Source organism: Microbacterium meiriae (genome assembly GCF_040686935.1).
Taxonomy (GTDB): Bacteria; Actinomycetota; Actinomycetes; order Actinomycetales; family Microbacteriaceae; genus Microbacterium; species Microbacterium meiriae.
In genome coordinates this window covers 232,191-256,267 of the sequence record NZ_JBFBMF010000002.1, presented here as the reverse complement: position 1 = coordinate 256,267, position 24,077 = coordinate 232,191, and the positions used below count along the sequence as shown (strand labels likewise).

Sequence of the window (24,077 nt, the reverse complement as noted above, 5' to 3'; positions counted from 1 at the left end):
CGAGGAGTTCCGCTCTCTCCTAGCATCGTGCGCATCCCCACTTCCCGAAGGATGTCATGAAAGCTGTTGTCTTCCGCGACCCCCAGTCGCCCATCGAGTTCGTCGACGTCGACCTCGCCCCGCCCCGCGCCGGTGAGGTGCGCGTGCGCATCGCCGCTGCCGGCGTCTGCCACTCCGACCTGCACGTCAAGCGCGGCGAGTGGGATGCGGCCGCTCCCCTGGTCATGGGCCATGAGGGCTCCGGCGTCGTCACCGAGCTCGGCGAAGGCGTCACCACCCTCGCTGTCGGCGACCACGTGGTGCTGAGCTGGGTGCCGCCGTGCGGCGAGTGCCGGTACTGCCGCGCCGGCCACGAGGCGCGGTGCCAGAAGGTCGCGACCGTGGTCGCGCCGCTGGGCGTCCTCTTCGACGGCACCTCCCGGCTGAGCCTCGACGGCGAGCAGCTGCACCACTACCTCGGTGTCTCGTCGTTCGCGGAAGAGGTCGTCGTCCCCGCGTCCGGAGCCGTGAAAGTCCGCGACGACGCGCCCCTCGACGTCATCGCCGTCGTCGGCTGCGCCGTCGCGACCGGTGTCGGCGCCGTTCTCAACACCGCCGCCGTCGAGCCGGGGTCGACCGTCGCCGTCATCGGCTGCGGCGGCGTCGGCCTCAACGTCGTCCAGGGAGCCCGTCTCGCCGGCGCCGAGCGGATCGTCGCGATCGACGTGCGCCCGGAGAAGACGCAGATGGCGCTGCAGTTCGGCGCCACGGATCGCATCGACGCCTCCCAGGGCGACGCGGTGGCCCAGTTGCGCGAGCTCATCCCGGACGGCGTCGACTACGCCTTCGACGCGATCGGGCGCACCTCCACGACCGAGCAGTCCATCCAGATGCTCGGACTCGGCGGCGCCGCCGTGATCGTCGGCCTGCCGCCCACAGGGGCGCGTGCCTCGTTCGAGCCGCTCGTCCTCGCCGAGGCCGACCAGCGCATCCTCGGCTCGAACTACGGCTCGGTGCGACCGTCGATCGACGTCCCCGCACTCGTGGACCGCTACATGGACGGGCAGCTGAAGATCGATCCCCTGATCTCGGGCCGCCGACCGCTGTCCGATGCCGCCGCCGCGCTGGACGACCTCGACGGCGGCTCGGCACTGCGCACCCTCCTCATCCCCTGACCGCCACGCGCGGCTCCCATCCCTGAAACCCGAATCCAGGAGAACCATGTCAGACACCGTCGTCGCCCCGCCCGGCGCCCCGCAGGATGCCGGCCTCCGCACCGGCGTCATGAGCGGGCCCGAGCTCGCCGCCCAGGCCATCGCCAACATCGCCCCCAGCGCCGTCATCGCCTTCACGGCCGCCGCCATCTTCCTCGGCGCCGGGAACGGCACCATCTACGCCTTCGCCCTGGCCACGATCGTGATCCTGTGCGTCGGGTACTGCGTGGTGGTGTTCGCCCGCAAGCATGCCTCCGCCGGCTCGCTCTACACCTACGTCTCCAAGGGTCTCGGGCCGTTCGGCGCCTTCCTCGCCGGCGTGACGCTGCTGATCGGCTGCTTCGGCATCGCGGCGGCCTCGCTCAGCGGCTCGGTCAGCTACATGGGCCAGTTCCTGAGCATGCTGGGCCTGCCGGCGCAGGGCCTGGGGTGGGATGTCGGCCTGGCGATCCTGCTCGGCGGCCTGGCGACCCTCTTCACGATCCGCGGCATCCGGCTCTCCGCCCGGGTCTCGCTCGTCCTCGAGCTCCTGTCGGTGGGCATCATCCTCGTGCTGCTGATCGCGGCACTGGCGTGGGCGGGGCCCTCCGCCTGGGACCCCGCGCAGGTGCTCGCGACCGGCTCCTCGTTCCAGGGCATCGCGTCCGGCATGGTGCTCGGCATCCTGGGCTTCGTGGGCTTCTCCTCCGCGGACGCCCTGGGGCGCGAGGCCAAGGAGCCGTACAAGGCGATCCCCCGCGCGATCATGTGGAGCGCCCTCGGTGTCGGCGTGCTCTACGTCTTCGCCGCCTACACGCAGATCGCGGTGCTCGGCGACGACCTCGCCACCGCCGCGAGCCCGCTGGAGAGCATGTCCGCCCTCATCGGCATGCCGGGCTGGTTCGCGGCCGTGCTCACCTTCGGCGTGTCCGCGTCGTTCTTCGCCGTGGTCGTCGCCCCGCTCAACGTGATCGGCCGCATCGTCTACGTGATGGGCAAGGAAGGCGTCGTCGCCGAGCGCTTCGGCCGCACGCACGAGCAGCACCTCACGCCGCACCGCGTGCTCATCCTCGCCGGTGCTGCGGCGATCACGGTCGACATCGTGCTGCTGGTCGCGGGAGCCGCGACGGGCGACATCCTCGTCTGGGTCAACACCTGGGGCACCTACGGCTACATGGTCGCCTACGCCCTCGTCGCCATCGCCTGCGTGGTCTACACGCAGCGGGCGAAGATGCGGAACAGTCTCGTGAAGGTCTGCGCGACGGTCGCCGTCGTGACGATGGCGTACGTCTTCTTCGCGAACGTGTGGCCGGTCCCGGCCTTCCCGTACAACGTGATCCCGTACGTGTTCCTCGTCACCGTCGCCCTCGCGCTGACCCGGTACGCCTACCTCGCCCGTCGCCGCCCTGACGTGATCGCCCGGATCGGCAACACCGAGACGAGTGCCATGGAGGGCGTCGGCTGAACCGTCCTCCCCGACAGGAAGAGCCCCTCCGCGAGGAGGGGCTCTTCCTGTGTCCGGGCGCGCCGCCGAGCGGTCCGGGAACGAGAGAAGCCCCCTCCGTGAAGGGGGCTTCTCTCGTTGGCTCCCCGGCTTGGACTCGAACCAAGAACCTGCCGGTTAACAGCCGGCTGCTCTGCCAATTGAGCTACCGAGGAATGTGCGCCGCTGTGCGGGCAACTCGTCAAGCTTAGCAAACTCCGGACGCGGTTCGTGACACCGGGGCACCTTCCGCGGCCGTCGGGCGTGTCGCGCTCAGCGGCGTGAATCCGACTCCGCATTGGGCACCCACAGCAGGTCCTTCCCGACGCCGCGCGCGACGACATGGCCCCCACGCAGCATGAGCGTCTCAGCGTTGAGTTCCCGGATGAAGTCCGCGTCGTTGGTGACCAGGAGCGCAGCCATCCCCTCCTCCTTGCGACGCCGGGTGATGGCGTCGAAGACCACCGGCCGCACCTCCAGATCGAGGTTCGCGAGGATCTCGTCGGCGATGAGCACGCGCGGCTCCAGCACGAACGAGCGGGCGATCGCGACGCGCTGCCGCATCCCCGCGCTGAGCTCGTACGGGAACTTCGCCGCGGTCCCGAGCGGCAGGTGGAGCTCATCGAGGAGCGTCGCCACGCGGATCGAGAGCGCGCGGGTGTTGACGCGCTTCTCCCGGATGAGGATCGGCTCGGCGATGACCTCGTTGACCGTCAGCTGCGGCCGCAGGTCCGCCCCGGCGCCCTGGGGCACGAAGCCCGTGCGGTAGGTGAGGATGCGGTGCTTGCGGCCTGGGCGGCGGATGTCGATGCCGCAGACCTGTGCCCGGCCGCCGACGACGCGCACCGAGGGATCGGTCGAGCCCGCGAGCGCGGCGACGAGGGTCGACTTGCCCGAGCCGGTCGGTCCCGCGACGCAGATCAGCCCCCCGGGAGCGAGCGAGAACGTCACGCCGTCGACCGCGCGATTGGGCGCGCCGTGACCGATCCGGTCGATGACCAGATCGGAGCACTCGATCGCGTTCGAGGATTCGGGCGTGCGGGGCATATGTCCATCCTGCCGTCTCGTCCGGGACCGTTCCGGTTACGACTCGGCGAAGAAGCGTTGGCGCTCCACGTCGATGTCCCGCAGCCGCACCCGCAGCGCGCGCCCGCCGTCGGAGTCCGCAGGGACGCGCTGGACCGCGCCCAGCAGCTCCTGCTTCTCGTGCTCGAGCTGCCGCAGCACCAGGCGTCGCGCGAGATCGGTCGCGGAGGCCACCGCACCGGCCTCATCCCGTGCCGGGAACGGCGTCATCAACAGCTCGCCGGCGAGAGAGCGGTAGGGCTCGCGCACACTGTTCACCGCGTCCGTCACCCATCCGGGGCGGCTGCGGTCGGGCGCGGCCGCGACCGCCTCGCGCACCGCGTCGAGGCCGGGTGTGCGGAACGGCTCGCCGAGAGCCCGGGTCAGCAGCGCCGCATCGACCTGGTGTCCGTACTGCAGAGCCCCCATGAGCGCGTCGCGCTCCACGGCGACGTCGGGTGAGCGGGGCAGGCTGGCCAGTGTGACCGCAGCGACCACGGGAGCGCCTGTGGACGGGTCGACCCGCGGCGTGCTCTCACGACGCGTCTGGGGCGCGGCGGACTGCGCCCCACGGGCGGCACGCTCCACCTCCCCGTGCACCTCCGTCGGATCCATGCCGAGCCGGCGCGCCAGCAGCCGCTCGTACCCGGGGCGCAGCAGCCGGTCGCGGATCTCCGCGACGATCGGGGCCGCGGCACGGAGAGCACCGACCCTGCCCTCGACGGTGGCGAGATCGAAGCCGGCGAGCTTGCGGTCGATCGCGAACTCGAACATGGGCTGCTTCGCGTCCATGAGGCCGCGCACCGCCGCGTCGCCGCGCTGCAGCCGGAGGTCGCACGGGTCGAGACCGTCGGGCGCGACCGCGACGAAGGTCTGGGCGTTGAACTTGTCGTCTTCCGTGAACGCCCGCAGTGCGGCCTTCTGTCCCGCCTCGTCGCCGTCGAACGTGAACACGACCTCACCGGACGCGTTGTCATCGCCCATCACCCGCCGGAGCACCTTGATGTGCTCGGCGCCGAACGCCGTCCCACAGGTCGCGACCGCGGTCGTCAGGCCCGCGAGGTGACAGGCCATCACGTCGGTGTACCCCTCGACGACGACGACCCGACGGGGGTCGCCGCGCGCGATGTCGCGCTTGGCGAGGTCGAGCCCGTAGAGGACCTGGGCCTTCTTGTAGATCGGTGTCTCGGGGGTGTTGAGGTACTTGGGGCCCTGATCGTCGTCGAAGAGCTTGCGGGCACCGAAGCCGATCGTCTGCCCCGACACATCCCGGATCGGCCAGACCAGGCGCCCCCGGAACCGGTCGTACACGCCGCGCTGTCCGGTCGATACGAGGCCCGCGGTGCTCAGCTCCTCCCGCGTGAATCCCTGGGAGGTCAGCGCCTTGAGCATGCCGTCCCAGCCCCGCGGGGCGAAGCCGACGCCGAAGTGCGCCGCCGCGCCCGCGTCGAAACCGCGCTCCCCGAGGAATCGGCGGGCGGCCTCGGCATCGGGCGACAGCAGCTGGGAGCGGAAGAACTCCGCGGCGGCCGTGTTCGCCGCGTAGAGCCGGCTGCGGCCGCTCGTCTCCGGCGCCGCGCCCCCGTCCTCGTAGTGCAGTGTGTAGCCGATGCGGCCCGCGAGCCGCTCGACCGCCTCCGTGAAGCTGACGTGATCCATCGCTCGGAGGAAGGAGTAGACGTCGCCCGACTCCCCGCATCCGAAGCAGTGGTAGTAGCCGACCTGCTGGCGGACGTGGAAGCTGGGGCTCTTCTCGTCGTGGAACGGGCACAGGCCCTTGAGGGAACCGACCCCCGCGGACTTGAGCGCGACTCGCTCCCCCACGATGTCGGCGATGTTGGTGCGGGCCTTGACCTCGTCGACGTCGGCCTGACGGATGCGGGGCATCAGCGCGCGCCTTCTGCGACGGGCCGCCTCTCGACGGGCGTGCGCGCGCCGGGGCGCGCATGACGCGGCGTCCAGATGCCGACCTCCGCCGGGTCGATCTCCCCGACCAGCCGGTTGTGCCAGTCGATCGCGCTCTGATCGGTCAGGCTCGCGATCTGATCGACGACCACCCGCGCCCGCTCCGCATCGCTCTCCGCCGCGACGAAGTCGGCAGCGAACGCCGGCTCCAGCACGTCGGCGCCGGCAGACCACAGGGTGTCGGTGGACCACAGGGCGTCGGCCAGCCGCTTGAGCACCCGCCGTTGCTCCTTGTAGACACCCTTCCTGGCGTCGATCGTGACGATCGCCTGACCCATGATCCCCTTGAGCACCGCGATCTCGACCTCGACCACGCGCGGCACGATGACATGCGCGTTGTAGCGGACCAGCCGCGTGCCTCCGAACGCCTCGCGCGTGGCGGAGACCGCCGCCCGTGCGAACCGGCCGATGAGGTCGCTGGTGAGGTTCTTGAGCCGCGCGAGATCCTGTCGGGAGCGGTCGAAGGACGCCAGCCACATCGGCTGCGAGGCGAGCCGGTAGAGCGCATCGGCGAGCTCATCACGCGTGAAGTCGTAACCGACCCACTGCTGGATCCGGCTGAGCAGGGCCTCGTGGGCAGCGGGATCGGCGAGCTGCGCGACGTCGACGTAGCCGTTGACGATCGCGTCCTCGAAGTCGTGCACCGAATAGGCGATGTCGTCGGAGAGGTCCATGATCTCGGCCTCGATGCAGCGCAGCCGCCCCGGCGCTCCGTCGCGCATCCAGCGGAACACGGCCTCGTCCTCCGGGTACACGCCGAACTTGAGCCGGCCCCCCGGGTCGGGGACGGGACTGTCGACCGTCCACGGGTACTTGCAGGTCGCGTCGAGCGTTGCCCGCGTGAGGTTCAGACCGACGGAGGAGCCGCCCCCGTCGAGCACCTTCGCCTCCAGACGCGTGAGGATGCGCAGCGATTGGGCGTTGCCCTCGAAGCCGCCGATGGCCTCAGCCCACTCGTTCAGCGCCCGCTCGCCGTTGTGACCGAACGGCGGGTGACCGAGGTCGTGGCTCAGGCACGCGGTGTCGACCACATCCGCCGAGACCCCGAGGGCGGCGGCGAGCTCCCGGCCGACCTGGGCGACCTCGAGCGAGTGCGTCAGGCGGTTGCGGGCGAAGTCGGCCGTGCTGGCGGGGCTGAGCACCTGGGTCTTCGCGGCGAGCCGTCGCAGCGCGGCCGAGTGCAGCACCCGGGCACGGTCGCGGGCGAAATCGTCCCGCTCCGAGCGATGGGTCTCCGCGAAGAAGCGCTCCGCGTCGCGCGCGTCATAGCCGTCGGCGCGTGCGCCGACCCGGGGGTCATCCGCCACTGTTCTCGATCTCCGCTCCACGCATCATCTCCGAGGCCGACGAGGCGAGCTCGCGCGACTCCAGCCACTTCTCCGGAAGAGCGGTCCTCTTCGGGTGCCCCGCGCGTCCGCGCTGCCCTTCGGCGTCCGCACCAGGGTACGGTGCCGCACGGTCGAGCCGTCCGAGGAGGTCGTCGATCTCCTGCAGGCTCGACGCAGTCGCCAGACCCGTCCGGATGTCGCCGCCGACCGGGTAGCCCTTGAAGTACCAGGAGACGTGCTTGCGGATGTCGCGGCAGCCGCGGTCCTCGTCCTCGAAGAACTCGACGAGCAGCTCCGCGTGCCGGCGGAAGGCGTCGGCGACGAAGCCGAGGGTCGCATTGACCGTCTTGCCCTCTCCGCCGAAGGCGAGGGCGAGCTGCCCGAACAGCCACGGCCGTCCGAGGCATCCGCGGCCGACGACCGCGCCGTCGCAGTCGGTCTCCGCCATCATCCGCACGGCGTCCTCGGCCGACCAGATGTCGCCGTTGCCGAGCACGGGGATGCTGGTCACCGCCTGCTTGAGCTCGCCGATCGCACTCCAGTCGGCGTGTCCGGAGTAGAACTCGCTCGCGGTGCGCGCGTGCAGGGCGACGGCTGCGGCTCCCGCATCCTCTGCGGCGCGGCCGGCGTCGAGGAAGGTGAGGTGGTCGCGGTCGATGCCCTTGCGCATCTTCACCGTGAGCGGGATGTCGCCGGCGGCCTTCACCGCCTGATCGACGATGTCCGCGAAGAGCTTCGACTTCCACGGCAGGGCCGCCCCGCCGCCCTTCCTGGTCACCTTGGGGACCGGGCAGCCGAAGTTGAGGTCGATGTGGTCGGCGTGGTCTTCCGCGACGATGATGCGGACGGCCTCGGCGATGGTCTTCGGGTCGACGCCGTAGAGCTGGATCGAGCGCGGCGTCTCCGACTCGTGGTGCCGGATCAGCCGCATGGTGGTCTCGTTGCGCTCGACGAGGGCGCGCGACGTGATCATCTCGCTGACGTACAGGCCGGCCCCGTACTCCCGGCACAGGCGCCGGAACGCCGTGTTCGTGATCCCGGCCATCGGCGCGAGGACGACCGGCACGTCGAGGTCGATCGGGCCGATGCGGAGCGGGCGGGCGGGGGCGGTGGCGACAGTCATGGCGTGTCCATTCTCCCAGACCCGGAGCCGGTGGGGATGCGGCGACCTAAGCTGTGCATATGACCGATTCCGCGCTCCGTTCCATCCCCTTCACCGACGCCCAGGGGCAGGAGAAGACTCTGGACGATCTGGGTGCCGATGTGGTGCTCGTGGTGAACGTGGCCTCCAAGTGCGGCCTCACCCCGCAGTACGAGCAGCTGGAGGAGCTGCAGCGCCGATTCGGCGACCGCGGCTTCACGGTGGTGGGGTTCCCCTGCAACCAGTTCTTCGGTCAGGAGCCCGGTTCGGTCGACGAGATCCTCGAATTCTGCTCCACGACCTATGGCGTCTCCTTCCCGGTGAACGACAAGGTCAAGGTCAACGGCAAGAACGCCGCGGAGCTCTACAAGGCACTCAAGGAGACGCCGGACGCGGGTGGCAAGGCCGGCCGCGTCGAGTGGAACTTCGAGAAGTTCCTCGTGCTGCCGGACGGCGACGTGCTGCGCTTCCGTCCCAAGCAGAAGCCCGATGCGCCGGAGATCGTCGAGGCGATCGAGGCCGCTCTCCCCCGCTGAGTCCGGTCGTTCACCTCCACGTCACGTGGGCACCGCTCCCGCGGCCCCGCGGAGACGGGCCGCGTTCACCTTCCGGCCTCCCCGTCGACATCTGACGTCCCTAGTCTCGCGGCGGCGATATCCGCCCGAAGACGAAGGAGACCACGCATGCCCGACCGACTGCCGATCAGCCGGCGAACCGTCCTCACCGCGGGAGCACTCGGTGCACTCGGCACCACCCTCCCCCTCGGCACCGCGCCCGCCGCAGCGGCGACGGTTCCCGCCTCGCCCGGCACCGGACAGCGGCGGAACCTGCGGTTCCGCGCCGACGGCACCTTCAAGGTCGTGCAGTTCAACGACACGCAGGACGACGAGCTCACCGACCGCCGCACCGTCGAGCTGATGGAGAAGGTGCTCGACCAGGAGAAGCCGGACTTCGTGGTCATCAACGGCGACGTGATCACCGGCGGGTGCGAGACGCGGCTGGCCGTGAAGCAGGCGATCAACAACGTCGTCATGCCGATGGAGTCCCGCCGCATCCCATGGGCGGTGACCTATGGCAACCACGACGAGGACTCGCTGCCGCAGTCCGGTGTCGATGAAGCGGGGATGCTGAAGATCTACCGCTCGTACGAGTACAACGTGAACGCCGAGAACACCCGCGGCGTGACGGGCACGAGCAACACGATCGTCACGATCGGCTCCGCTGCGAAGAAGAACCGGGAGGCGTTCGCGCTCTGGCTGATGGACTCGGGCCGGTACGCGCCGGATGCCATCGACGGCCAGGACTTCGCCGGCTACCCCGCGTGGGATTGGCTGCGCATGGACCAGGTGGCGTGGTACCGCGAGCAGTCACAGCGTCTGGAGCAGCGCCGCGGCCGCAAGGTCCCCGGGCTCATGTTCCTGCACATCGCACTGTGGGAGCACCGCTTCATGTGGTGGGGTGGCGTCGACACCCGCACGGCGGCCGACGCCGCGCGCGGCAAGGCCCGTCACGGCATCGTCGGGGAGCGCAACGAGGACGAATGCCCCGGTCCGTTCAACTCGGGGATGTTCAACGCGATCCTCGAGCGCGGCGACGTGAAGGGCGTGTTCGTCGGACACGATCACATCAACGACTACGTCGGCGACTACTACGGCGTGATGCTCGGATACGCCCCGGGAACCGGCTTCGGCGCGTACGGCCTCTCCGGCGCCGAGCGCAACCGCATGCGTGGGGGCCGGGTCTTCGAGCTGAAGGAGACCGGCGAGGACGTCGCGATCACCACAAGGGTCGTCTACGCCAGGGACCTGGGCATCGACCTGACCGCGAACGATCAGCCGATGAAGCCGCTGCCCCTCGGCCCCCGCCAGCAGCGCATCTGAGGCCAGGCGGCGAAACGGCGGGGACCCCCGACCCGGGGTCCCCGCCGTCGCCTGCCGGAGCGGGTCAGGCCTCGACGGCAGCGCTCCGCTGCGCCCAGAGGTCGCGGATGACGTTCTCGAACGCCGCAGGCGGCTGCGCGCCGCTGATGCCGTACTGACCGTCGACCACGAAGAACGGCACGCCCTGGATCCCGTACGCGCGAGCCTGCGCCTGGTCCTGGCGGACATCGGCGAGGTACTGCTCGCTCTCGAGCGCGGCGCGGGCGCGATCGGCATCGAGGCCGACCTCGGCCGCGAGGGCCACGAGGTCGTCGATGCGCCCCACATGCTTGCCCTCGGTGAAGTACGCGGACATGAGCCGCTCCTCCATCTCGTGCTGGCGCCCCTCGGCCTTCGCGAAGTGCAGCAGCTCGTGCGCCTTCACGGTGTTCGTGTGCTGCAGCAGGTCGAACCGGTACTGCAGGCCCGCGTTCGCGGCGACGTTCGTGACGTTGGCCAGCATCTGCTCGACCTGCGTGCGCGGCATGCCCTTGTGACCGGAGAGGAAGTCGATCTCGTCGCCGTCGAAGTCGACGGGGGTGTCGGGCGAGAGCTCGAACGAGTGGAAGGTGACGGTGACCTGCGGAGCATCCTCATCGGCCGCGACGGCTTCGAGACCCTTCTCGAGGTTGCGCTTGCCGATGTAGCACCAGGGGCAGGCGATGTCGGACCAGATGTCGATGGAGATGGGTTCAGTCACACGATGGTCAACCGCCCGCGCGTCCGACGTATTCCGTCAGTAGAATCCTCGGATGCTCTCCGCCGATGATCCGCTTCCCTTCCGGCCCGAGCGCGTGCTCGTCGCCGGTGTCACCGGCTCGGGGAAGACGACACTCTCCCGGCGACTCGCCGCGCTCTGGGAGCTGCGGCACGTGGAGATCGACGGCCTGTTCCACGGTCCGGAGTGGACCCCGCGGGCGGAGTTCCTCGACGACGTGCGCGCCTTCGCGGCGGACGAGCGCTGGGTGACCGAGTGGCAGTACACGAGCAAGGGCACCGACGGGATCCTGACTCCGAGGGCGCAGCTCGCGGTCTGGCTCGACTACCCGTACCGCGTGGTGCGGTCGCGTCTGCTCCGACGCACCCTCAGCCGCAGCATCCTCCGCACCCGGATGTGGAACGGGAACGTCGAAAAGCCGATCTGGCGCTGGCTGCGGGCTCAGGCCGACGTCGGGGTGTCCACCGCGCCGCCGAAGCGACGGTCGCGGGAGAGGTAGACACCGATCGCACGCCAGAGCTCCTCGCGGGAGAAGTCCGGCCACAGCGTGTCGAGGAACACCATCTCGGCGTAGGCCGACTGCCACAGCAGGAAGTTCGAGGTGCGCTGCTCCCCCGAGCTGCGCAGGAACAGGTCCACGTCCGGCATGTCCGGCACGTACAGGTGCCGGCGGATCATCTTCTCGCTGATCGCGTTCGGCTTCACCCGCCCGGCCGCGACATCGGCCGCGATCGCCCGCATCGCGTCGACGAGCTCGATCCGTCCGCCGTAGTTGACGCACATGGTGAGGGTGAGCACGTCGTTGTCGCGGGTGAGCTGCTCGGCATACTGCAGCTCCTTGATGACGCTGCCCCACAGGCGCGGCTTGCGCCCGGCCCACCGGACCCGCACGCCCCACTCGTTGAGCTGATCGCGACGGCGGTGCAGCACATCGCGGTTGTAGCCCATGAGGAAGCGGACCTCCTCCGGCGAACGAGCCCAGTTCTCGGTGGAGAACGCATAGACGGAGAGGTGTTTCACGCCGGCCTGGATCGCGCCGGCGACGACGTCCAGCAGCACCTCCTCCCCTGCCTTGTGCCCCTCGATGCGGTTGAGCCCCCGGCGGTTCGCCCAACGGCCGTTGCCGTCCATGACGATGGCGACGTGCTCCGGGACGGCGGGGAACGCGGGCGGATACACGCCCGTCCAGTCGATCGGCCGGTAGGGCACCGCGTCCTTGTGCGTGTAGGGCTTCGGGCTCACCGTGCTCCTTCTCCGGGGGTGGACGAGACGTGCGCGAGCGAGCGGATGCCGCGCTCCAGGTGCCACTGGGCATACGCCGCGACGAGGCCGGATGCAGCCGCCGTGTCGGCGTGCGGGGCGGCGTCGATGAGGTCCCAGTCCCCGCGGATCAGCGCGCGCAGCAGCGTCAGGGTCTTCTCGGCGATCCGGGGGCTCCCGGCGGGCGCGTCGGCACGGCAGACCAGGCCGCCGAGCTGCGCGACGAAGACGGAGTGCGGCCCCGGGGCTCCACATCGCGCGCAGTCCTCGAGGGACGGCGCCCACCCGGAGAGGGACATGACCCGCAGCAGGTACGAGTCGAGGATGCTGCGCGGGGCGTGCTCGCCGCGGGACAGTGCCCGCAGCCCGCCGACGAGCAGGAGGTACTGCTCCGGGGTGGCCTCGGCGTCGCTGAGCCGATCCGCCGTCTCGACCATGGCGTTCGCGGCGGTGAACCGGTCGTAATGGGCGGCGATGTCCGTGCCATAAGCCCCGAGCGACTCGGCCTGCTGCACGATGTCGAGCGAGCGGCCTTCGTAGAGCTGCACGTCCGCGACCATGAACGGCTCGAGGCGGGAGCCGAACTTCGACGAGGTGCGACGCACACCCTTCGCGACCGCGCGCACCTTTCCGTGCCGCCGGGACAGCATCGTGACGATGCGATCCGCCTCCCCCAGTTTGTGGGTGCGCAGGATCACCGCTTCGTCTCGGTAGGTGGGCACCCTTCGATTATCCTCCGTGCGCGACAATGGACGCGTGACCGAACCGCTCTTCACCATTCCGCTGTGGGCGGACCTCCTCGGCGTCGGCCTCGGCGGAGTGCAGGGTGCGATGTTCGCCGCCGGGTTCCAAGGGCAGCGTCGGCTCGACTGGCTGGGCGTCGCGATCATCGGGATCATGATCGGCATGGGTGGCGGTCTCATCCGCGACATCCTGCTCGGACAGACTCCCGCGACGCTGCAGAACCAGTGGTACCTGGTCACGGCCGCGGGTGCCGCGCTGCTCGGCATGCTCCTGGCCGGACTCTTCACGCGACTCAACACCGCGATCGTCGTGCTCGACGCCGTGGTGATCGGCATGTTCGGCGCCTTCGGAACGAGCAAGGCCCTCGCCTTCGGCATCCCCGAAGTACCCGCGGTCTTCATCGGCGTGTGCGCCGCGGTCGGCGGGAGCGTCCTCCGCGACATGCTCATGGGGCTGCCGACCGCCATCATGCACGTCGGCTCCCTGTACGCGGTGGCCGCCGCGGCCGGCTGCACGTTCATCGTCGTCGCGAACGCGGTCGGCATGCCGATCCCGCTCGCGGCGGTCATCGGCATCGTCGTGACGGCTGTGATCCGCATCCTCGCCGTGACGTTCGACGTCTCGCTTCCGGAGCAGCGCCGTCTGTACCGCCGCAAGGTCGCCGCGGAGACCGGCGCCATCGCGATCGTGAAGCCCCAGGACTGACTTCGAGTCGCGCGATTGGCTCCATCCCGCAGCCGGATACGACCAATCGCGCGATTCGAAGGAGGGTCAGGTGCCGGCGAGCCCGTCGATCACGCGCGCGAGACCGAAGTCCCAGGCTGCTCGAGCGTCGTAGGGGGCGCCCATCGACTCCCCGGCAGCCTGACCCACTGACCGGGCGAGCGGCATCCCGTCACCGAGATAGGCCGCCAGACGCGGTGCGGCCTCTGCCCACGAGGCCGCGAACGAATCCGCGCTCTCCTCCTCCCGCATGCGTGCTGCCGCGGAGAGAGTGAAGTCGAGCACGAAGCTCAGCGCCGCATCACGATCCACGGCGGTGAGGCCGAGGCCGTCGAAAGCGTGGAGTTCCCGGTCGTACTTGGCGATGGTTCCAGGGCCGAGGGCGACACGTGGATCGCGGATGTCGATGAGCCAGGGGTGAGCCCGGAGGAGGCGCAGGTTGTCCTCGGCGACCGCCCGGACCTCCGCGCGCCACCCGGACGCCGGTGCAGGCTCGGTGGGCATCCTGGCGTGCATCGCATCCGCCATCAGGACGAGCAGGTCGGCGCGGCTGTTGACGTGCGTGTAGATCGACATCGGAGTCAGCTCGAGACACTGCGCGAGAGACCGGATCGTCACCGCGCCGAGGCCCTCTGCGTCAGCCAGCGCCACGGCACGATCCACGACGTCATCCGTCGAGTGGCGCGCCTTCGGACCGCGCTGCCGAGTCACGGGAGCCGCGGGGCTGTGCCGCCAGAGCAGATCGACGAGATTCCTGGTCATCGGGAATAGCCTAGACCGCTCCGGACTTAACCCTGTACGCTGTACAGACTTTTGGAATGGAGCATCGTGAACCTCACTCAGACCGCCCTCTCGCTCAACGTCCCCGACGTGGCGGCCTCCGCCGCCTTCGCCATGACGCATTTCGGCTTCGAGGAGGCGATGTCCGCGGAGGGCTTCGTCTCGTTGCAGCACCCGGGACCCGTCCCGAACGTCATCTTCCTCGAGACCGGCCTCCCGACGTTCCGTCCGGAGGAGATCGCCGGATCCGCCGGTCAAGGCACCCTGATCGTCTTCGTCGTCGACGAGATCGACCGGGAGTTCGCCCGTATCGCCGCCGCGGGTGCGCGGGTGGTCACCGCTCCCGAGACCGAGCCGTGGGGCGAGCGCTACTGCCAGTTCGCCGATCCCAACGGCCTCATCTGGCAGCTGGTGCAGTGGGTGGACTGACCCCCTCCTTCGAATCGCGCGAATGGTTCCATCCGGTGGCCGGATACGACCGATCGCGCGATTCGAAGGAAGATCAGACGGCGGCCAGCTCCTGCTGACGGCTGCGGATCGAGCGGTTCACGCCGGACACGATCGCCTTGAGCGACGCGGTCGAGATGTCGCCGTCGATGCCGACTCCCCACAGGCGCTGGTCGCCGACCTGCAGCTCGACGTAGGCCGCGGCCTGCGCGTCGCCGCCGGCGCTGAGAGCGTGCTCGACGTAGTCGTAGACCGTGATGTCGAAGCCCTGGCCCCGGAGCACCTCGACGAACGCCGCGACCGGACCGTTGCCGTTGCCAGACACCGAGACCTCCTGATCGTCGTCCCGCAGCACGACGTCGAGCACCACGTCACCGGACATGTCACTCCTGGTCTGCGTGGCGAGCAGCTCGAACCGCCCCCACTTGGCCTCGGTGTCGGCGGCGGGCAGGTATTCGTCCGTGAAGATCGACCAGATCTGCTCGCTGGTGACCTCTCCGCCCTCGGCATCCGTCTTGGCCTGCACGACCCCGGAGAACTCGATCTGGAGCTTGCGCGGCAGGTCGATCGCGTGGTCGGACTTGAGCAGGTACGCGACCCCGCCCTTGCCCGACTGGGAGTTCACGCGGATGACGGCCTCGTACGAGCGGCCGAGGTCCTTCGGATCGACGGGCAGGTACGGCACGGCCCACTCGATCTCGTCGACCGTCACGCCCTGCGCCTCGGCCTTGGCGGCCATGGCCTCGAAGCCCTTCTTGATGGCGTCCTGGTGCGAACCGCTGAACGCGGTGAAGACGAGGTCGCCGGCCCACGGGCTGCGCTCCGGCACCGGCAGCTGGTTGCAGTACTCGACCGTCCGCTTGACCTGGTCGATATCGCTGAAGTCGATCTGCGGGTCGATGCCCTGAGTGAACATGTTGATGCCCAGCGCGACGAGGTCGACGTTGCCGGTGCGCTCGCCGTTGCCGAACAGGCAGCCCTCGATACGGTCGGCGCCGGCCATGTAGCCCAGCTCGGCCGCGGCGATCGCGGTGCCGCGGTCGTTGTGCGGGTGCAGCGACAGGATGACGTTCTCGCGGTGGGCGAGGTGACGGCTCATCCACTCGATCGAGTCGGCGTAGATGTTCGGCGTCGCCATCTCCACCGTCGCGGGGAGGTTGATGATCACCTTGCGGTCCGGCGTGGGCTCGAAGATCTCGATGACCTGGTTGCAGACGTCGACCGCGAACTCCAGCTCGGTGCCGGTGTAGCTCTCCGGGGAGTACTCGTAGTACACCTGCGTGTCGGGGATGGTCTTCTCGAACTGGCGGCACAGCCGAGCGCCCTCGAGCGCGATGTCGATGATACCCTGCTTGTCGGTGCGGAAGACCACCTCGCGCTGCAAAACGCTCGTGGAGTTGTAGAGGTGCACGATGGCCTGCTTGGCTCCCGCGATCGCCTCGTAGGTGCGAGCGATCAGGTGCTCGCGCGCCTGCGTCAGGACCTGGATCGTGACGTCGTCCGGGATGACGTTCTCCTCGATGAGCTGGCGCACGAAGTCGAAGTCGGTCTGGCTCGCCGACGGGAAGCCGACCTCGATCTCCTTGTAGCCCATGCTCACGAGCAGCTCGAACATGACGCGCTTGCGCTCGGGCGACATCGGATCGATGAGGGCCTGGTTGCCGTCGCGGAGGTCGACCGCGCACCAGCGGGGGGCCTCGGTGATGCGGGCGTCGGGCCACGTGCGATCAGGCAAGTGGACGGTGATCTGCTCGTGGAACGGCCGGTACTTGTGGATCGGCATCGCGGACGGGCGCTGAGTGTTCTGCATGATGGGGCTTCTTCTCTTCGTCAAGATGAACGGGCCAACACAAGCGCCGCGACGAGGAAGGCCCTAGCTTTAGGACTCGTCGCGGCAGCTAAGAAGAAGCAGACCGCCGAAAGGCATGTGGTCATGCTAGCAGGGAAGCCGCGGGTGTTTCGACGCCCCGAGACGATGCGAGTGCGCGCGACACTGGTCGGTATGAGCACCTTCCGCGACCGCCCTGTCACCGCCGTCGGCGTCGCGACGGCAGTGCTGTTGCTGCTGGCCGGCTGCGCCGCGAGCCCAGGAGCATCGGCGCCGCCGACCAGCACGACGGTCCCGTCGGACACCCGCCTGGAAGAGGCGGAGCCCGCACCACCGGAGGGGACCGTGGTCGCCACGGGAACGGTCCTCGACGAATCCGGGGAGGTCCGGCTGTGTCTCGGTGCGATCCGCGAGTCGTATCCGCCGCAGTGCGACGGAGTCGCGCTCGACGAGTGGAGCTGGGACGGTGTGGACGGCAGCGAGGCGTCCGGGGAGACGCGCTGGGGGGCCTACGCGGTCACCGGCACCTGGGACGGCGAGCGGTTCACGGTGACCGCACCGCCCGCCCTCCTCGCGCTCTACGATCCGACGGCTCCGGAGGATCCGACAGACGGCGCGGACGGCGCGAGCACGGCGGATGAGCTCGACCGCGTGCAGCACGACATCGCCGGACGCCTCGGCGCGGACGCGCTCGCCGTGTCGATAGACCGCGGCTACGTGTGGCTCCAGGTCGTCTGGGATGACGGGACGCTGCAGGACGCGGTCGACGCCGAGTACGGCGAGGACGTGGTCATCGTCACGTCCGCGCTCCGCGAGATCGACTAGGCGTCGGTGACCAGCGCGAGCTTGCCGCCCGGGTGCCCTGTGGCGAGGAGCCTGTGCGCGGCCGGCGCCTCGGCGAGCGGGAACGTGCGCGCGAGCGGAACCACCAGGTCGCCGTTCTGCGCCAGGGCGACGAGTTCGCTGCGCACCTCGTCGCGGAATCGTGCACTGTCCGGCATCGACCCCGCGATCGCGAGGAACCCGTCGGCCGATGCCCGCGCGAAGTTCGCGATCGTGACGACGCGGCGGCGATCGGGCACCAGGGCGAGGGACACGTCGATCGCCTCGTCGGTGCCCACAGCATCCAGAGCCGCGGCGATCGGTCCGTCGGCCAGCGCTCGTACCCGATCAGCGAGGCCCCGCCCGTAGGCCACCGGGACCCCGCCGAAACGTCGCACCTCGTCGAAGCGTTCGGGGCTGGCGGTGCCGATGACCCGGACGTCCCGGAGCCGCGCCTGCTGCAGCACGCTGACACCGACCGCGCCCGACGCCCCGTGCAGCAAAACCGTCTCCCCCGGCGACGCCCCGGTGACGGCGAGCATCTCCGCGGCCGTCGTGCCGACGAGCAGGAGGTTGGCCGCTTCCGGGTGGGTGAGCGTGGACGGCTTCGCGAACACCTTCGCCGCGGGTACCGTAACCTCGGTCGCGTAACCGCCCCGCACGCGGAACGCCACGACCTCATCGCCGACCTCGGCCTCACCGGAACCGATGCGGGTCGCGGGGCCGATCGCCGCGAGCTCACCCGAGACCTCGTAGCCGATCGGCACCGGGAACTCGAGCCCTGGTCGAGCGGCAGCGACATGTTTCGCGTCGGCCGGATTCACCCCCGCGGCCCGGACGCGGATCGTGACCTCACCCTCGCCCGGCGCCGCGGGCTCGTACTCCCCGAACTCCCACGACTCGGGAGATCCCGCCGCCGTCGCGACCCAGTGCCTCGCCATGGTCAGCCGTCCTGCCGTCAGAGGAAGCAGCGGATGTTGGTCGCGGAACCGGAGACGTTGCTCCACGCGTTGGCGGAGACCGTCGCCAGGACCGAGCTGCCGTTCCGGACCTGCATGTAACCGGAGGTGCGGGCGTTCGCCGCCGACTTCGTCGCGAAGGAGGAAGGGATCGCGATGGTCGTACAGCTTCCCCAGCTCAGCATGGCGCCGACGCGATTGAGCTCCCGGTACGCGCAGATGCGACCGGTCGCACAGTTCCCGACCGCTCGCGCCATCGTGCGGACGGTCCCGGTGTTCGAGGTGTACTCCATGTCGAGCTTCGGCCAGACGGCGCTGCCGGCGTCGATCACCACGCCACCGGGCACCTCGTCGAGGATACGCACCATCAACGGGTCGAGCGTCGGCTCCTCAGCGGTGGCCGCGGCGACGGGACCGCCTGCTCCGGTCAGCACCAGCGCCAGTCCGACCACGACGGCGATGCGCAGCCGTGTCATCGCAGCATCTCCTCGTCGATGTCCCACATCCGGTAGTCGACGATCGCCCCTGCGGGGAACACCCCGTCGTCCTTGAGCACCGTCCGTTCGAGACCCACGATGCGGCCGGTGTCGAGCGATACGAGCACGTCGTCACGGACGACGCCGTCCGCGGAGATGACACGGATCCCGGCGACCGGGCGGCCGAGACGATCGTTCGTCGTCCCCAGAGCCTCCGCGCCCCCGGACTCCTCGACCAGGGTCAGCAACTCGGCATGCTGCGCGTTCGTCAGCGTCCACTGCCCGAAGACGGAGGTGATCGCCGTGACCGCCTCGAACGCGGTCGGCTGCTCGGGCATGTCGAAGGCGACCAGCAGCGCCCGCACGTCCGCGGCGGAATCGCCCGGGACGTCGACGACAGGAGTGACGAACTCGCCCGGAGCGAGGACGACGCGGGATGCCACCTCGCCCGTGCTCTTCACCTCGGCCTGTCCGTTCGCCACCGCATCCGTCGGCGCATACGGCTCACCGTTGATGGCGACGGCCTCTCCCGAGAGGTCTTCCTCCCAGGTGAAGGTCGCGAACTGCGGAACGACCTCGGCCCGTTCGGTGTCGACCTCGACGTTGTACGACCAGAACGCCGTGCGCGTCGAGCGCTCGGGTTCCGCGGGTGGACTGAAGACCTCGAGGTCCGCCTCCGCCGCGGCCACCGTATCGCTCAGCGAGCCGGCCGCCTCGAACACGAGCGGAGACGGCGCTCCCGCGACGGCGGCTCCCTGCGGGAGGAGGACGCCGAAAGCCACCGCGGCGGACGCAGCGACGGCCGTGAGGCCCGCTGCCCAGCCGATCGTCCTGGCACGCGGTCGTCGCGGCGCACGAGCAGATCGGATGATGCGATCACGCGCGGCGATGGCGCGCGCGTCCGGAGCGGCGTCCCGCGGGGTGCGCGCGGGATCGGCCTCGACGAGAACGCGCTCGAGCAGAGCATTGTCACTCATCACGCATTCCCCGTCCCCTCCAGTCCCAGCGTCTCTCGCAGCCGATCCTCGGCACGAGCCAACGTCTTCCGTACCCGGGACTCAGAAGTGCGCAGCAGCTCCGCGATCTCCCCCACCACGAGTCCATCCCAGTACGTGAGCATGATGATACGCCGTTGCAGCGGAGTGAGGACACCCAAAGCCCTGAGCACTTCGCTGCGTCCGAATCCGCCGAGGGTCTCGGGGTCGCCGGAGAGCCCTGAGTGCACGGCGTCGATCGCCCCGTGGGCGGTGGATGAGCGCCGGGACCGCGCGCGCAACCGACGGTCGGTCTCCCGGAGCAGCCAGACCCTCCCCGGGGGCCGCGTCGGTCGGAGTCGCGACCACGCCGCGAGGAAGACCTCCGACACGATCTCGCTCACCTCGTCGTCGTCGGGGACGACGCCCTCGATATGGTGGCGCACCGTCGCCCAGTGCTCGTCGAACACTCGTGTGAAGATCTGGTCCCGCAGCGAGCTCGGGTCTTCGCCGCGGCCGATCATGTCGGTGGGGTCGGCGGTCTGCCCGCCGCCTCCGACGTCGTGCGAGCCTGCATGTCAGAACCCGAGCCGGCCGAGCTGCTTGGGATCGCGCTGCCACTCCTTCGCGACCTTGACGTGGAGCCCGAGGAACACGCGGGTCCCGAGCAGCTCCTCGATCCCCGCGCGGGAGCGGGCACCCACGTCGCGGAGGCGCTTGCCCTTGTGGCCGATGATGATGGCCTTCTGGCTGTCCCGCTCGACCACGATGGAGGCGTGCACGTCGGTGAGGTCGCTGTCCTCGCGCGGGGCGATGTCGTCGACCACGACGGCGATCGAATGCGGGAGCTCATCGCGCACGCCGTCGAGGGCGGCCTCGCGGATGATCTCGGCGATGCGATCCTCCGTCGACTCGTCCGTGGTGACCCCCTCGGGGTAGAGCGCGGGCCCCTCGGGCATGAGCTGCAGGATCTCGTCCGCCAGCACCTCGAGCTGATCGCGCGTCAGCGCCGACAGCGGGATCACGGCGGCCCAGTCCTCGCGGAGGGAGTCCACCTCCATCAGCCGCTCGGTGATCTCATCGCGCCCGGCCGCGTCGGTCTTCGTGACGATGGCGATCTTCTGCGCGCGCGGGTAGCCGTCCAGCGAAGCGGCGATGCGGCGATCGCCGGGACCGACCTTCTCGGTCGCGGGCACGCAGAAGCCGATCACATCGACGTCGCCCAGCACCTGCTCGACGAGGTCGTTCAGCCGCTCGCCCAGGAGCGTGCGCGGCTTGTGGATGCCGGGGGTGTCGACGATGACGAGCTGTCCGTCCGGGCGGTTGAGGATGCCGCGGATCGCTCGACGCGTGGTCTGCGGCTTCTCGCTCGTGATGGCGATCTTCTCGCCGACGAGGGCGTTGGTGAGCGTCGACTTGCCCACGTTCGGCCGTCCGACGAAGGTCACGAACCCGCTCCGGGTGTCTTCAGTCATCGCGCCGTTCTCCTTCATCCTGCACATCTTCGGGCTCTGCTGCCCGCTCCACGAACACCGTCGCGATCCCTCGGCCCCGCCCGCGGGAAGCCCCGCCGGTGAGCACGAGGCCGTGGACGGTGGCCGTCGCACCGGGCTGCGGCACCTGGCCGAGCGTCTTGCCGAGCAGACCGCCGATGGAGTCGACGTCCTCGTCCTCGAGCTCCAGGCCGAACAGATCGCCCACGTCCTCCAGCGAGAGCCGGGAGCTCACGCGATAGCGGCCGTCGCCCAGGTCGACGAACTCGGCGGATACCTGATCGTACTCGTCCGAGATCTCCCCCACGAGCTCCTCGATGAGGTCCTCCAGCGTCACCAGGCCGGAGATGCCGCCGTGCTCGTCGATCACGAGACACACGTGCACCGCGTCGCGCTTCATCTGCTGCAGCAGCGTCTCCGCACGCATCGACTCGGGAACGAACGTGGCAGGCCGAGCGATCGGACGGATCGAGGCGGCGCGCCAGGCGCTGTCGTCGCGGTAGGCGAACTGCACGAGGTCCTTGAGGTAGAGCACCCCGACGACATCGTCGGCCTCATCGTCGACGACCGGCATCCGGGACACGCCGCGGTGCAGGAAGAGCGACATGGCCTCGTCGGTCGTCGCCTCCGCGCCCACGGTGACCATCTCGGTCCGCGGCACCATCACCGCGCGGACGAACTGGTCGGTGAAGTCGAACACCGAGTGGATGAGGTCGCGGTCGTCCTCCTCGATGAGATCGTTCGAGGCGGCCTCGTCGACCATGCTCAGCAGCTGGTCCTCGCTCGAGAATGAGCTGCGTCCGGTCCCCGGGGTGACGCGGTTGCCCAAGACGACGAGGCCCTGGGCGATCGGCCCGAGAATGATGCGCAATCCCCGGACGACGTTCGCGCTCCCCCGGATCATGCTCTCGGCGTGCTGATGCCCGAAGGTCCGCGGACTCGCCCCGACGAGGACGAAGGTGATGCCGGTCATCAGGATGGCGGCGGCGAGCATCGCCCACCAGATGTTCTCGAAGACGATCGTGAACGCCACGGTGACGAGCACGGCAGCCGTCACCTCCGCGAGGACGCGGATGAAGGCGACCGCGTTGACGTGCGCGTCGAGGTCGCCGGCGATCCGCTCCAGCGCCTTCGCGCGGCGGCCCTCGGTCGCCATGTCGGCCAGGCCGGCACGGGAGGTCACGCCGTATGCCGCGTCGATCGCGGCCATGAGGCCGCCGAACGCCACCAGCAGCACGGCGGCGACGAGCAGCAGCAGCTCCGTCATCGCCGGCGACGCTCGGACGCGGCGAAGCCCTGGATGAGCTGCTTCTGCAGACCGAACATCTCCCGCTCCTCATCCGGCTCCGCGTGATCGAAGCCGAGAAGGTGCAGCAGTCCGTGCGTGGTGAGCAGGATGAGCTCGTCCATCAGCGTGTGGCCGGCGGCCTGCGCCTGCGTCTCCGCGACCTGCGGGCAGAGGACGATGTCGCCGAGCAGCCCGGGGGGCGTCGGCCGGTCCTCGGTACCGGGACGGAGCTCGTCCATCGGGAAGCTGAGGACGTCGGTCGGGCCCGGCTCGTCCATCCACTGCACGTGCAGCGCCTCCATGGCCCCTTCGTCGACGAGGACGATGGCGACCTCGGCGTCCGCGCTGACGTGGAGCTGCGCGAGGTTGAAGTCGGTCAGCCGCTGCAGCACGGTCTCGTCGACATCGATCGCCGACTCGTTGTTGATCTCGATCATGAGAGCCCTCGTTTCGGCATGCGATCGCGTGGTCCTGGTCGCTGGGCACCGCGTCGCTCGGCACGGTTGGCGAACTCGTGCGCTTGCTCGCGCTCGGTGCGCTGCGCCACGCGCCGCTCGTCGTACTCGCTGTACGCGTCGACGATGCGACCGACCAGCGAGTGCCGCACCACGTCGTCGCTGGTCAGGCGGGAGAAGTGGATGTCGTCGATGCCGTCGAGCACACGGGTGACCAGGCGGAGACCGGAGGCTCCCTGCGGGAGATCGACCTGGGTGATGTCGCCGGTGACGACCATCTTCGTCCCGAACCCGAGACGGGTGAGGAACATCTTCATCTGCTCGGGCGTGGTGTTCTGCGCCTCGTCCAGTACGACGAAGGAGTCGTTGAGCGTGCGCCCCCGCATGTACGCCAGCGGCGCGACCTCGATGGTCCCGGTCGCCATCAGGCGCGGCACGATCTCCGGGTCCATCATCTCGTTGAGCGCGTCGTAGAGCGGCCGCAGGTACGGATCGATCTTGTCGGTGAGCGTGCCGGGGAGGAACCCGAGGCGCTCCCCCGCCTCGACCGCCGGACGCGTGAGGATGATGCGCGTGACCTCTTTGCGCTGCAGCGCCTGGACGGCCTTCGCCATCGCCAGGTAGGTCTTGCCCGTTCCCGCCGGACCGATGCCGAACACGATCGTGTTCTCCTCGATCGCGTCGACGTACTCCTTCTGGCCGAGCGTCTTCGGCCGGATGACCTTGCCGCGCGTGGACAGGATCGCCTCGCCCAGCACCTCGCTGGGACGCGGGCCACCCTCCTGGCGGAGCATGCGCGCCGAGCTGGACACGTCGCTCGGGGCGAGGTCGTGACCGGCCTTGGTCATCGCGAGCAGCTCGTCGACGAGGTTCTTGGCCTTGGCGACGGCCTCGCGCTCACCCGTGAGCGTGATCTCGTTGCCGCGGACGAGCACCTGCACGTCGCGGTGCTCCCGCTCCAGCATCCGCAGCAGCCGGTCCTGGGGACCGAGCAGCTGCACCATCGCGACACCGTCGGCGTAGAGCCTTTCGGTGAC

At 69.7% G+C, this 24,077-nt stretch carries 25 protein-coding genes and 1 tRNA gene; 8 read left to right on the top strand and 18 right to left on the bottom strand.

Features of this window, described 5'->3' with window-relative positions; translation table 11 throughout:
- The first annotated feature begins 56 nt into the window (after positions 1-56).
- Both AB0P08_RS06585 and AB0P08_RS06580 read left to right on the top strand, forming a co-directional pair.
- Complete coding sequence (locus tag AB0P08_RS06585; RefSeq protein WP_363588903.1) at positions 57-1,154, top strand: alcohol dehydrogenase catalytic domain-containing protein; 1,098 nt, start codon at positions 57-59, stop codon at positions 1,152-1,154.
- 46 nt (positions 1,155-1,200) lie between these two features.
- A complete protein-coding gene (locus AB0P08_RS06580) occupies positions 1,201-2,637 on the top strand; it encodes an APC family permease (protein ID WP_363588901.1) in 1,437 nt (478 codons plus the stop codon).
- 118 nt (positions 2,638-2,755) lie between these two features.
- Here the strand turns inward: AB0P08_RS06580 and AB0P08_RS06575 are convergent.
- The 5 genes from AB0P08_RS06575 to dusB form a co-directional block, all read right to left on the bottom strand.
- Positions 2,756-2,831: transfer RNA gene (locus tag AB0P08_RS06575), tRNA-Asn, on the bottom strand.
- Positions 2,832-2,928: 97 nt separating this feature from the next.
- Positions 2,929-3,702, bottom strand: a complete 774-nt coding sequence (locus AB0P08_RS06570) for an ATP-binding cassette domain-containing protein (protein WP_363588899.1) — start codon at positions 3,700-3,702, stop codon at positions 2,929-2,931.
- A gap of 36 nt (positions 3,703-3,738) precedes the next feature.
- Complete coding sequence (gene dnaG, locus AB0P08_RS06565) at positions 3,739-5,607, bottom strand: DNA primase (RefSeq protein WP_363588897.1); 1,869 nt, start codon at positions 5,605-5,607, stop codon at positions 3,739-3,741.
- Positions 5,607-6,992, bottom strand: coding sequence for a deoxyguanosinetriphosphate triphosphohydrolase (locus tag AB0P08_RS06560; RefSeq protein WP_187661647.1), 1,386 nt, complete (start codon positions 6,990-6,992; stop codon positions 5,607-5,609). The genes dnaG and AB0P08_RS06560 overlap by 1 nt, the downstream gene beginning before the upstream one ends.
- The gene (gene dusB, locus AB0P08_RS06555; RefSeq protein WP_363588895.1) at positions 6,982-8,136 is read right to left on the bottom strand and encodes a tRNA dihydrouridine synthase DusB; all 1,155 of its coding nucleotides are present in this window, start codon (positions 8,134-8,136) and stop codon (positions 6,982-6,984) included. Before dusB ends, AB0P08_RS06560 begins: the two co-directional genes overlap by 11 nt.
- Before the next feature lie 59 nt (positions 8,137-8,195).
- Here dusB and AB0P08_RS06550 point away from each other — a divergent pair, with 59 nt between their 5' ends.
- The gene (locus tag AB0P08_RS06550; protein WP_187661649.1) at positions 8,196-8,690 is read left to right on the top strand and encodes a glutathione peroxidase; all 495 of its coding nucleotides are present in this window, start codon (positions 8,196-8,198) and stop codon (positions 8,688-8,690) included.
- Positions 8,691-8,837: 147 nt separating this feature from the next.
- Positions 8,838-10,034, top strand: coding sequence for a metallophosphoesterase family protein (locus AB0P08_RS06545; RefSeq protein ID WP_187661650.1), 1,197 nt, complete (start codon positions 8,838-8,840; stop codon positions 10,032-10,034).
- Positions 10,035-10,098: 64 nt separating this feature from the next.
- Here the strand turns inward: AB0P08_RS06545 and AB0P08_RS06540 are convergent, their stop codons facing one another.
- Positions 10,099-10,773, bottom strand: a complete 675-nt coding sequence (locus AB0P08_RS06540; RefSeq protein ID WP_085607723.1) for a DsbA family oxidoreductase — start codon at positions 10,771-10,773, stop codon at positions 10,099-10,101.
- A gap of 52 nt (positions 10,774-10,825) precedes the next feature.
- Here AB0P08_RS06540 and AB0P08_RS06535 point away from each other — a divergent pair, with 52 nt between their 5' ends.
- Positions 10,826-11,290: an AAA family ATPase gene (locus AB0P08_RS06535; protein ID WP_363588893.1), complete on the top strand. Its 465-nt coding sequence runs from the start codon at positions 10,826-10,828 to the stop codon at positions 11,288-11,290.
- Here the strand turns inward: AB0P08_RS06535 and AB0P08_RS06530 are convergent.
- Positions 11,233-12,033, bottom strand: coding sequence for an isoprenyl transferase (locus AB0P08_RS06530; RefSeq protein WP_259952224.1), 801 nt, complete (start codon positions 12,031-12,033; stop codon positions 11,233-11,235). The genes AB0P08_RS06535 and AB0P08_RS06530 overlap by 58 nt on opposite strands.
- Complete coding sequence (gene recO / locus AB0P08_RS06525; protein ID WP_187661653.1) at positions 12,030-12,773, bottom strand: DNA repair protein RecO; 744 nt, start codon at positions 12,771-12,773, stop codon at positions 12,030-12,032. The genes AB0P08_RS06530 and recO overlap by 4 nt, the downstream gene beginning before the upstream one ends.
- A 34-nt stretch (positions 12,774-12,807) precedes the next feature.
- On the opposite strand from recO, the gene AB0P08_RS06520 reads away from it, so the two are divergent.
- The gene (locus AB0P08_RS06520; RefSeq protein WP_101845374.1) at positions 12,808-13,500 is read left to right on the top strand and encodes a trimeric intracellular cation channel family protein; all 693 of its coding nucleotides are present in this window, start codon (positions 12,808-12,810) and stop codon (positions 13,498-13,500) included.
- A gap of 66 nt (positions 13,501-13,566) precedes the next feature.
- Here the strand turns inward: AB0P08_RS06520 and AB0P08_RS06515 are convergent, their stop codons facing one another.
- On the bottom strand, positions 13,567-14,280 hold the full coding sequence (locus AB0P08_RS06515; protein ID WP_363588891.1) for a TetR/AcrR family transcriptional regulator: 714 nt from the start codon (positions 14,278-14,280) through the stop codon (positions 13,567-13,569).
- Between the two features lie 66 nt (positions 14,281-14,346).
- On the opposite strand from AB0P08_RS06515, the gene AB0P08_RS06510 reads away from it, so the two are divergent.
- Positions 14,347-14,727 (top strand): VOC family protein, encoded by a 381-nt coding sequence (locus tag AB0P08_RS06510; protein ID WP_363588889.1) that lies wholly within the window; start codon positions 14,347-14,349, stop codon positions 14,725-14,727.
- Between the two features lie 73 nt (positions 14,728-14,800).
- Here the strand turns inward: AB0P08_RS06510 and leuA are convergent, their stop codons facing one another.
- Complete coding sequence (gene leuA, locus AB0P08_RS06505; protein ID WP_268776204.1) at positions 14,801-16,555, bottom strand: 2-isopropylmalate synthase; 1,755 nt, start codon at positions 16,553-16,555, stop codon at positions 14,801-14,803.
- A gap of 192 nt (positions 16,556-16,747) precedes the next feature.
- On the opposite strand from leuA, the gene AB0P08_RS06500 reads away from it, so the two are divergent.
- Positions 16,748-17,398, top strand: coding sequence for a hypothetical protein (locus AB0P08_RS06500; RefSeq protein ID WP_363588886.1), 651 nt, complete (start codon positions 16,748-16,750; stop codon positions 17,396-17,398).
- Here the strand turns inward: AB0P08_RS06500 and AB0P08_RS06495 are convergent.
- From AB0P08_RS06495 to AB0P08_RS06460, 8 genes are read right to left on the bottom strand one after another with little or no spacing between them, the layout of a single operon-like run.
- Complete coding sequence (locus AB0P08_RS06495; RefSeq protein ID WP_363588884.1) at positions 17,395-18,336, bottom strand: quinone oxidoreductase family protein; 942 nt, start codon at positions 18,334-18,336, stop codon at positions 17,395-17,397. The two genes, AB0P08_RS06500 and AB0P08_RS06495, sit on opposite strands and share 4 nt — an antisense overlap.
- Before the next feature lie 17 nt (positions 18,337-18,353).
- A complete protein-coding gene (locus tag AB0P08_RS06490) occupies positions 18,354-18,830 on the bottom strand; it encodes a hypothetical protein (RefSeq protein ID WP_187661660.1) in 477 nt (158 codons plus the stop codon).
- On the bottom strand, positions 18,827-19,807 hold the full coding sequence (locus tag AB0P08_RS06485; protein ID WP_363588882.1) for a hypothetical protein: 981 nt from the start codon (positions 19,805-19,807) through the stop codon (positions 18,827-18,829). The genes AB0P08_RS06490 and AB0P08_RS06485 overlap by 4 nt, the downstream gene beginning before the upstream one ends.
- Positions 19,807-20,328, bottom strand: a complete 522-nt coding sequence (locus AB0P08_RS06480; protein ID WP_363588880.1) for an RNA polymerase sigma factor — start codon at positions 20,326-20,328, stop codon at positions 19,807-19,809. Before AB0P08_RS06480 ends, AB0P08_RS06485 begins: the two co-directional genes overlap by 1 nt.
- Positions 20,329-20,382: 54 nt before the next feature.
- Positions 20,383-21,279 carry a GTPase Era gene (era, locus tag AB0P08_RS06475; RefSeq protein ID WP_187661663.1) on the bottom strand — a complete coding sequence of 299 codons (897 nt, stop codon included), beginning with the start codon at positions 21,277-21,279 and terminating at the stop codon, positions 20,383-20,385.
- The gene (locus AB0P08_RS06470; RefSeq protein WP_259952213.1) at positions 21,272-22,564 is read right to left on the bottom strand and encodes a hemolysin family protein; all 1,293 of its coding nucleotides are present in this window, start codon (positions 22,562-22,564) and stop codon (positions 21,272-21,274) included. Before AB0P08_RS06470 ends, era begins: the two co-directional genes overlap by 8 nt.
- Positions 22,561-23,022 (bottom strand): rRNA maturation RNase YbeY, encoded by a 462-nt coding sequence (gene ybeY, locus AB0P08_RS06465; RefSeq protein WP_025103688.1) that lies wholly within the window; start codon positions 23,020-23,022, stop codon positions 22,561-22,563. Before ybeY ends, AB0P08_RS06470 begins: the two co-directional genes overlap by 4 nt.
- A complete protein-coding gene (locus tag AB0P08_RS06460; RefSeq protein ID WP_232089241.1) occupies positions 23,019-24,044 on the bottom strand; it encodes a PhoH family protein in 1,026 nt (341 codons plus the stop codon). The genes ybeY and AB0P08_RS06460 overlap by 4 nt, the downstream gene beginning before the upstream one ends.
- Positions 24,045-24,077: the final 33 nt, after the last annotated feature.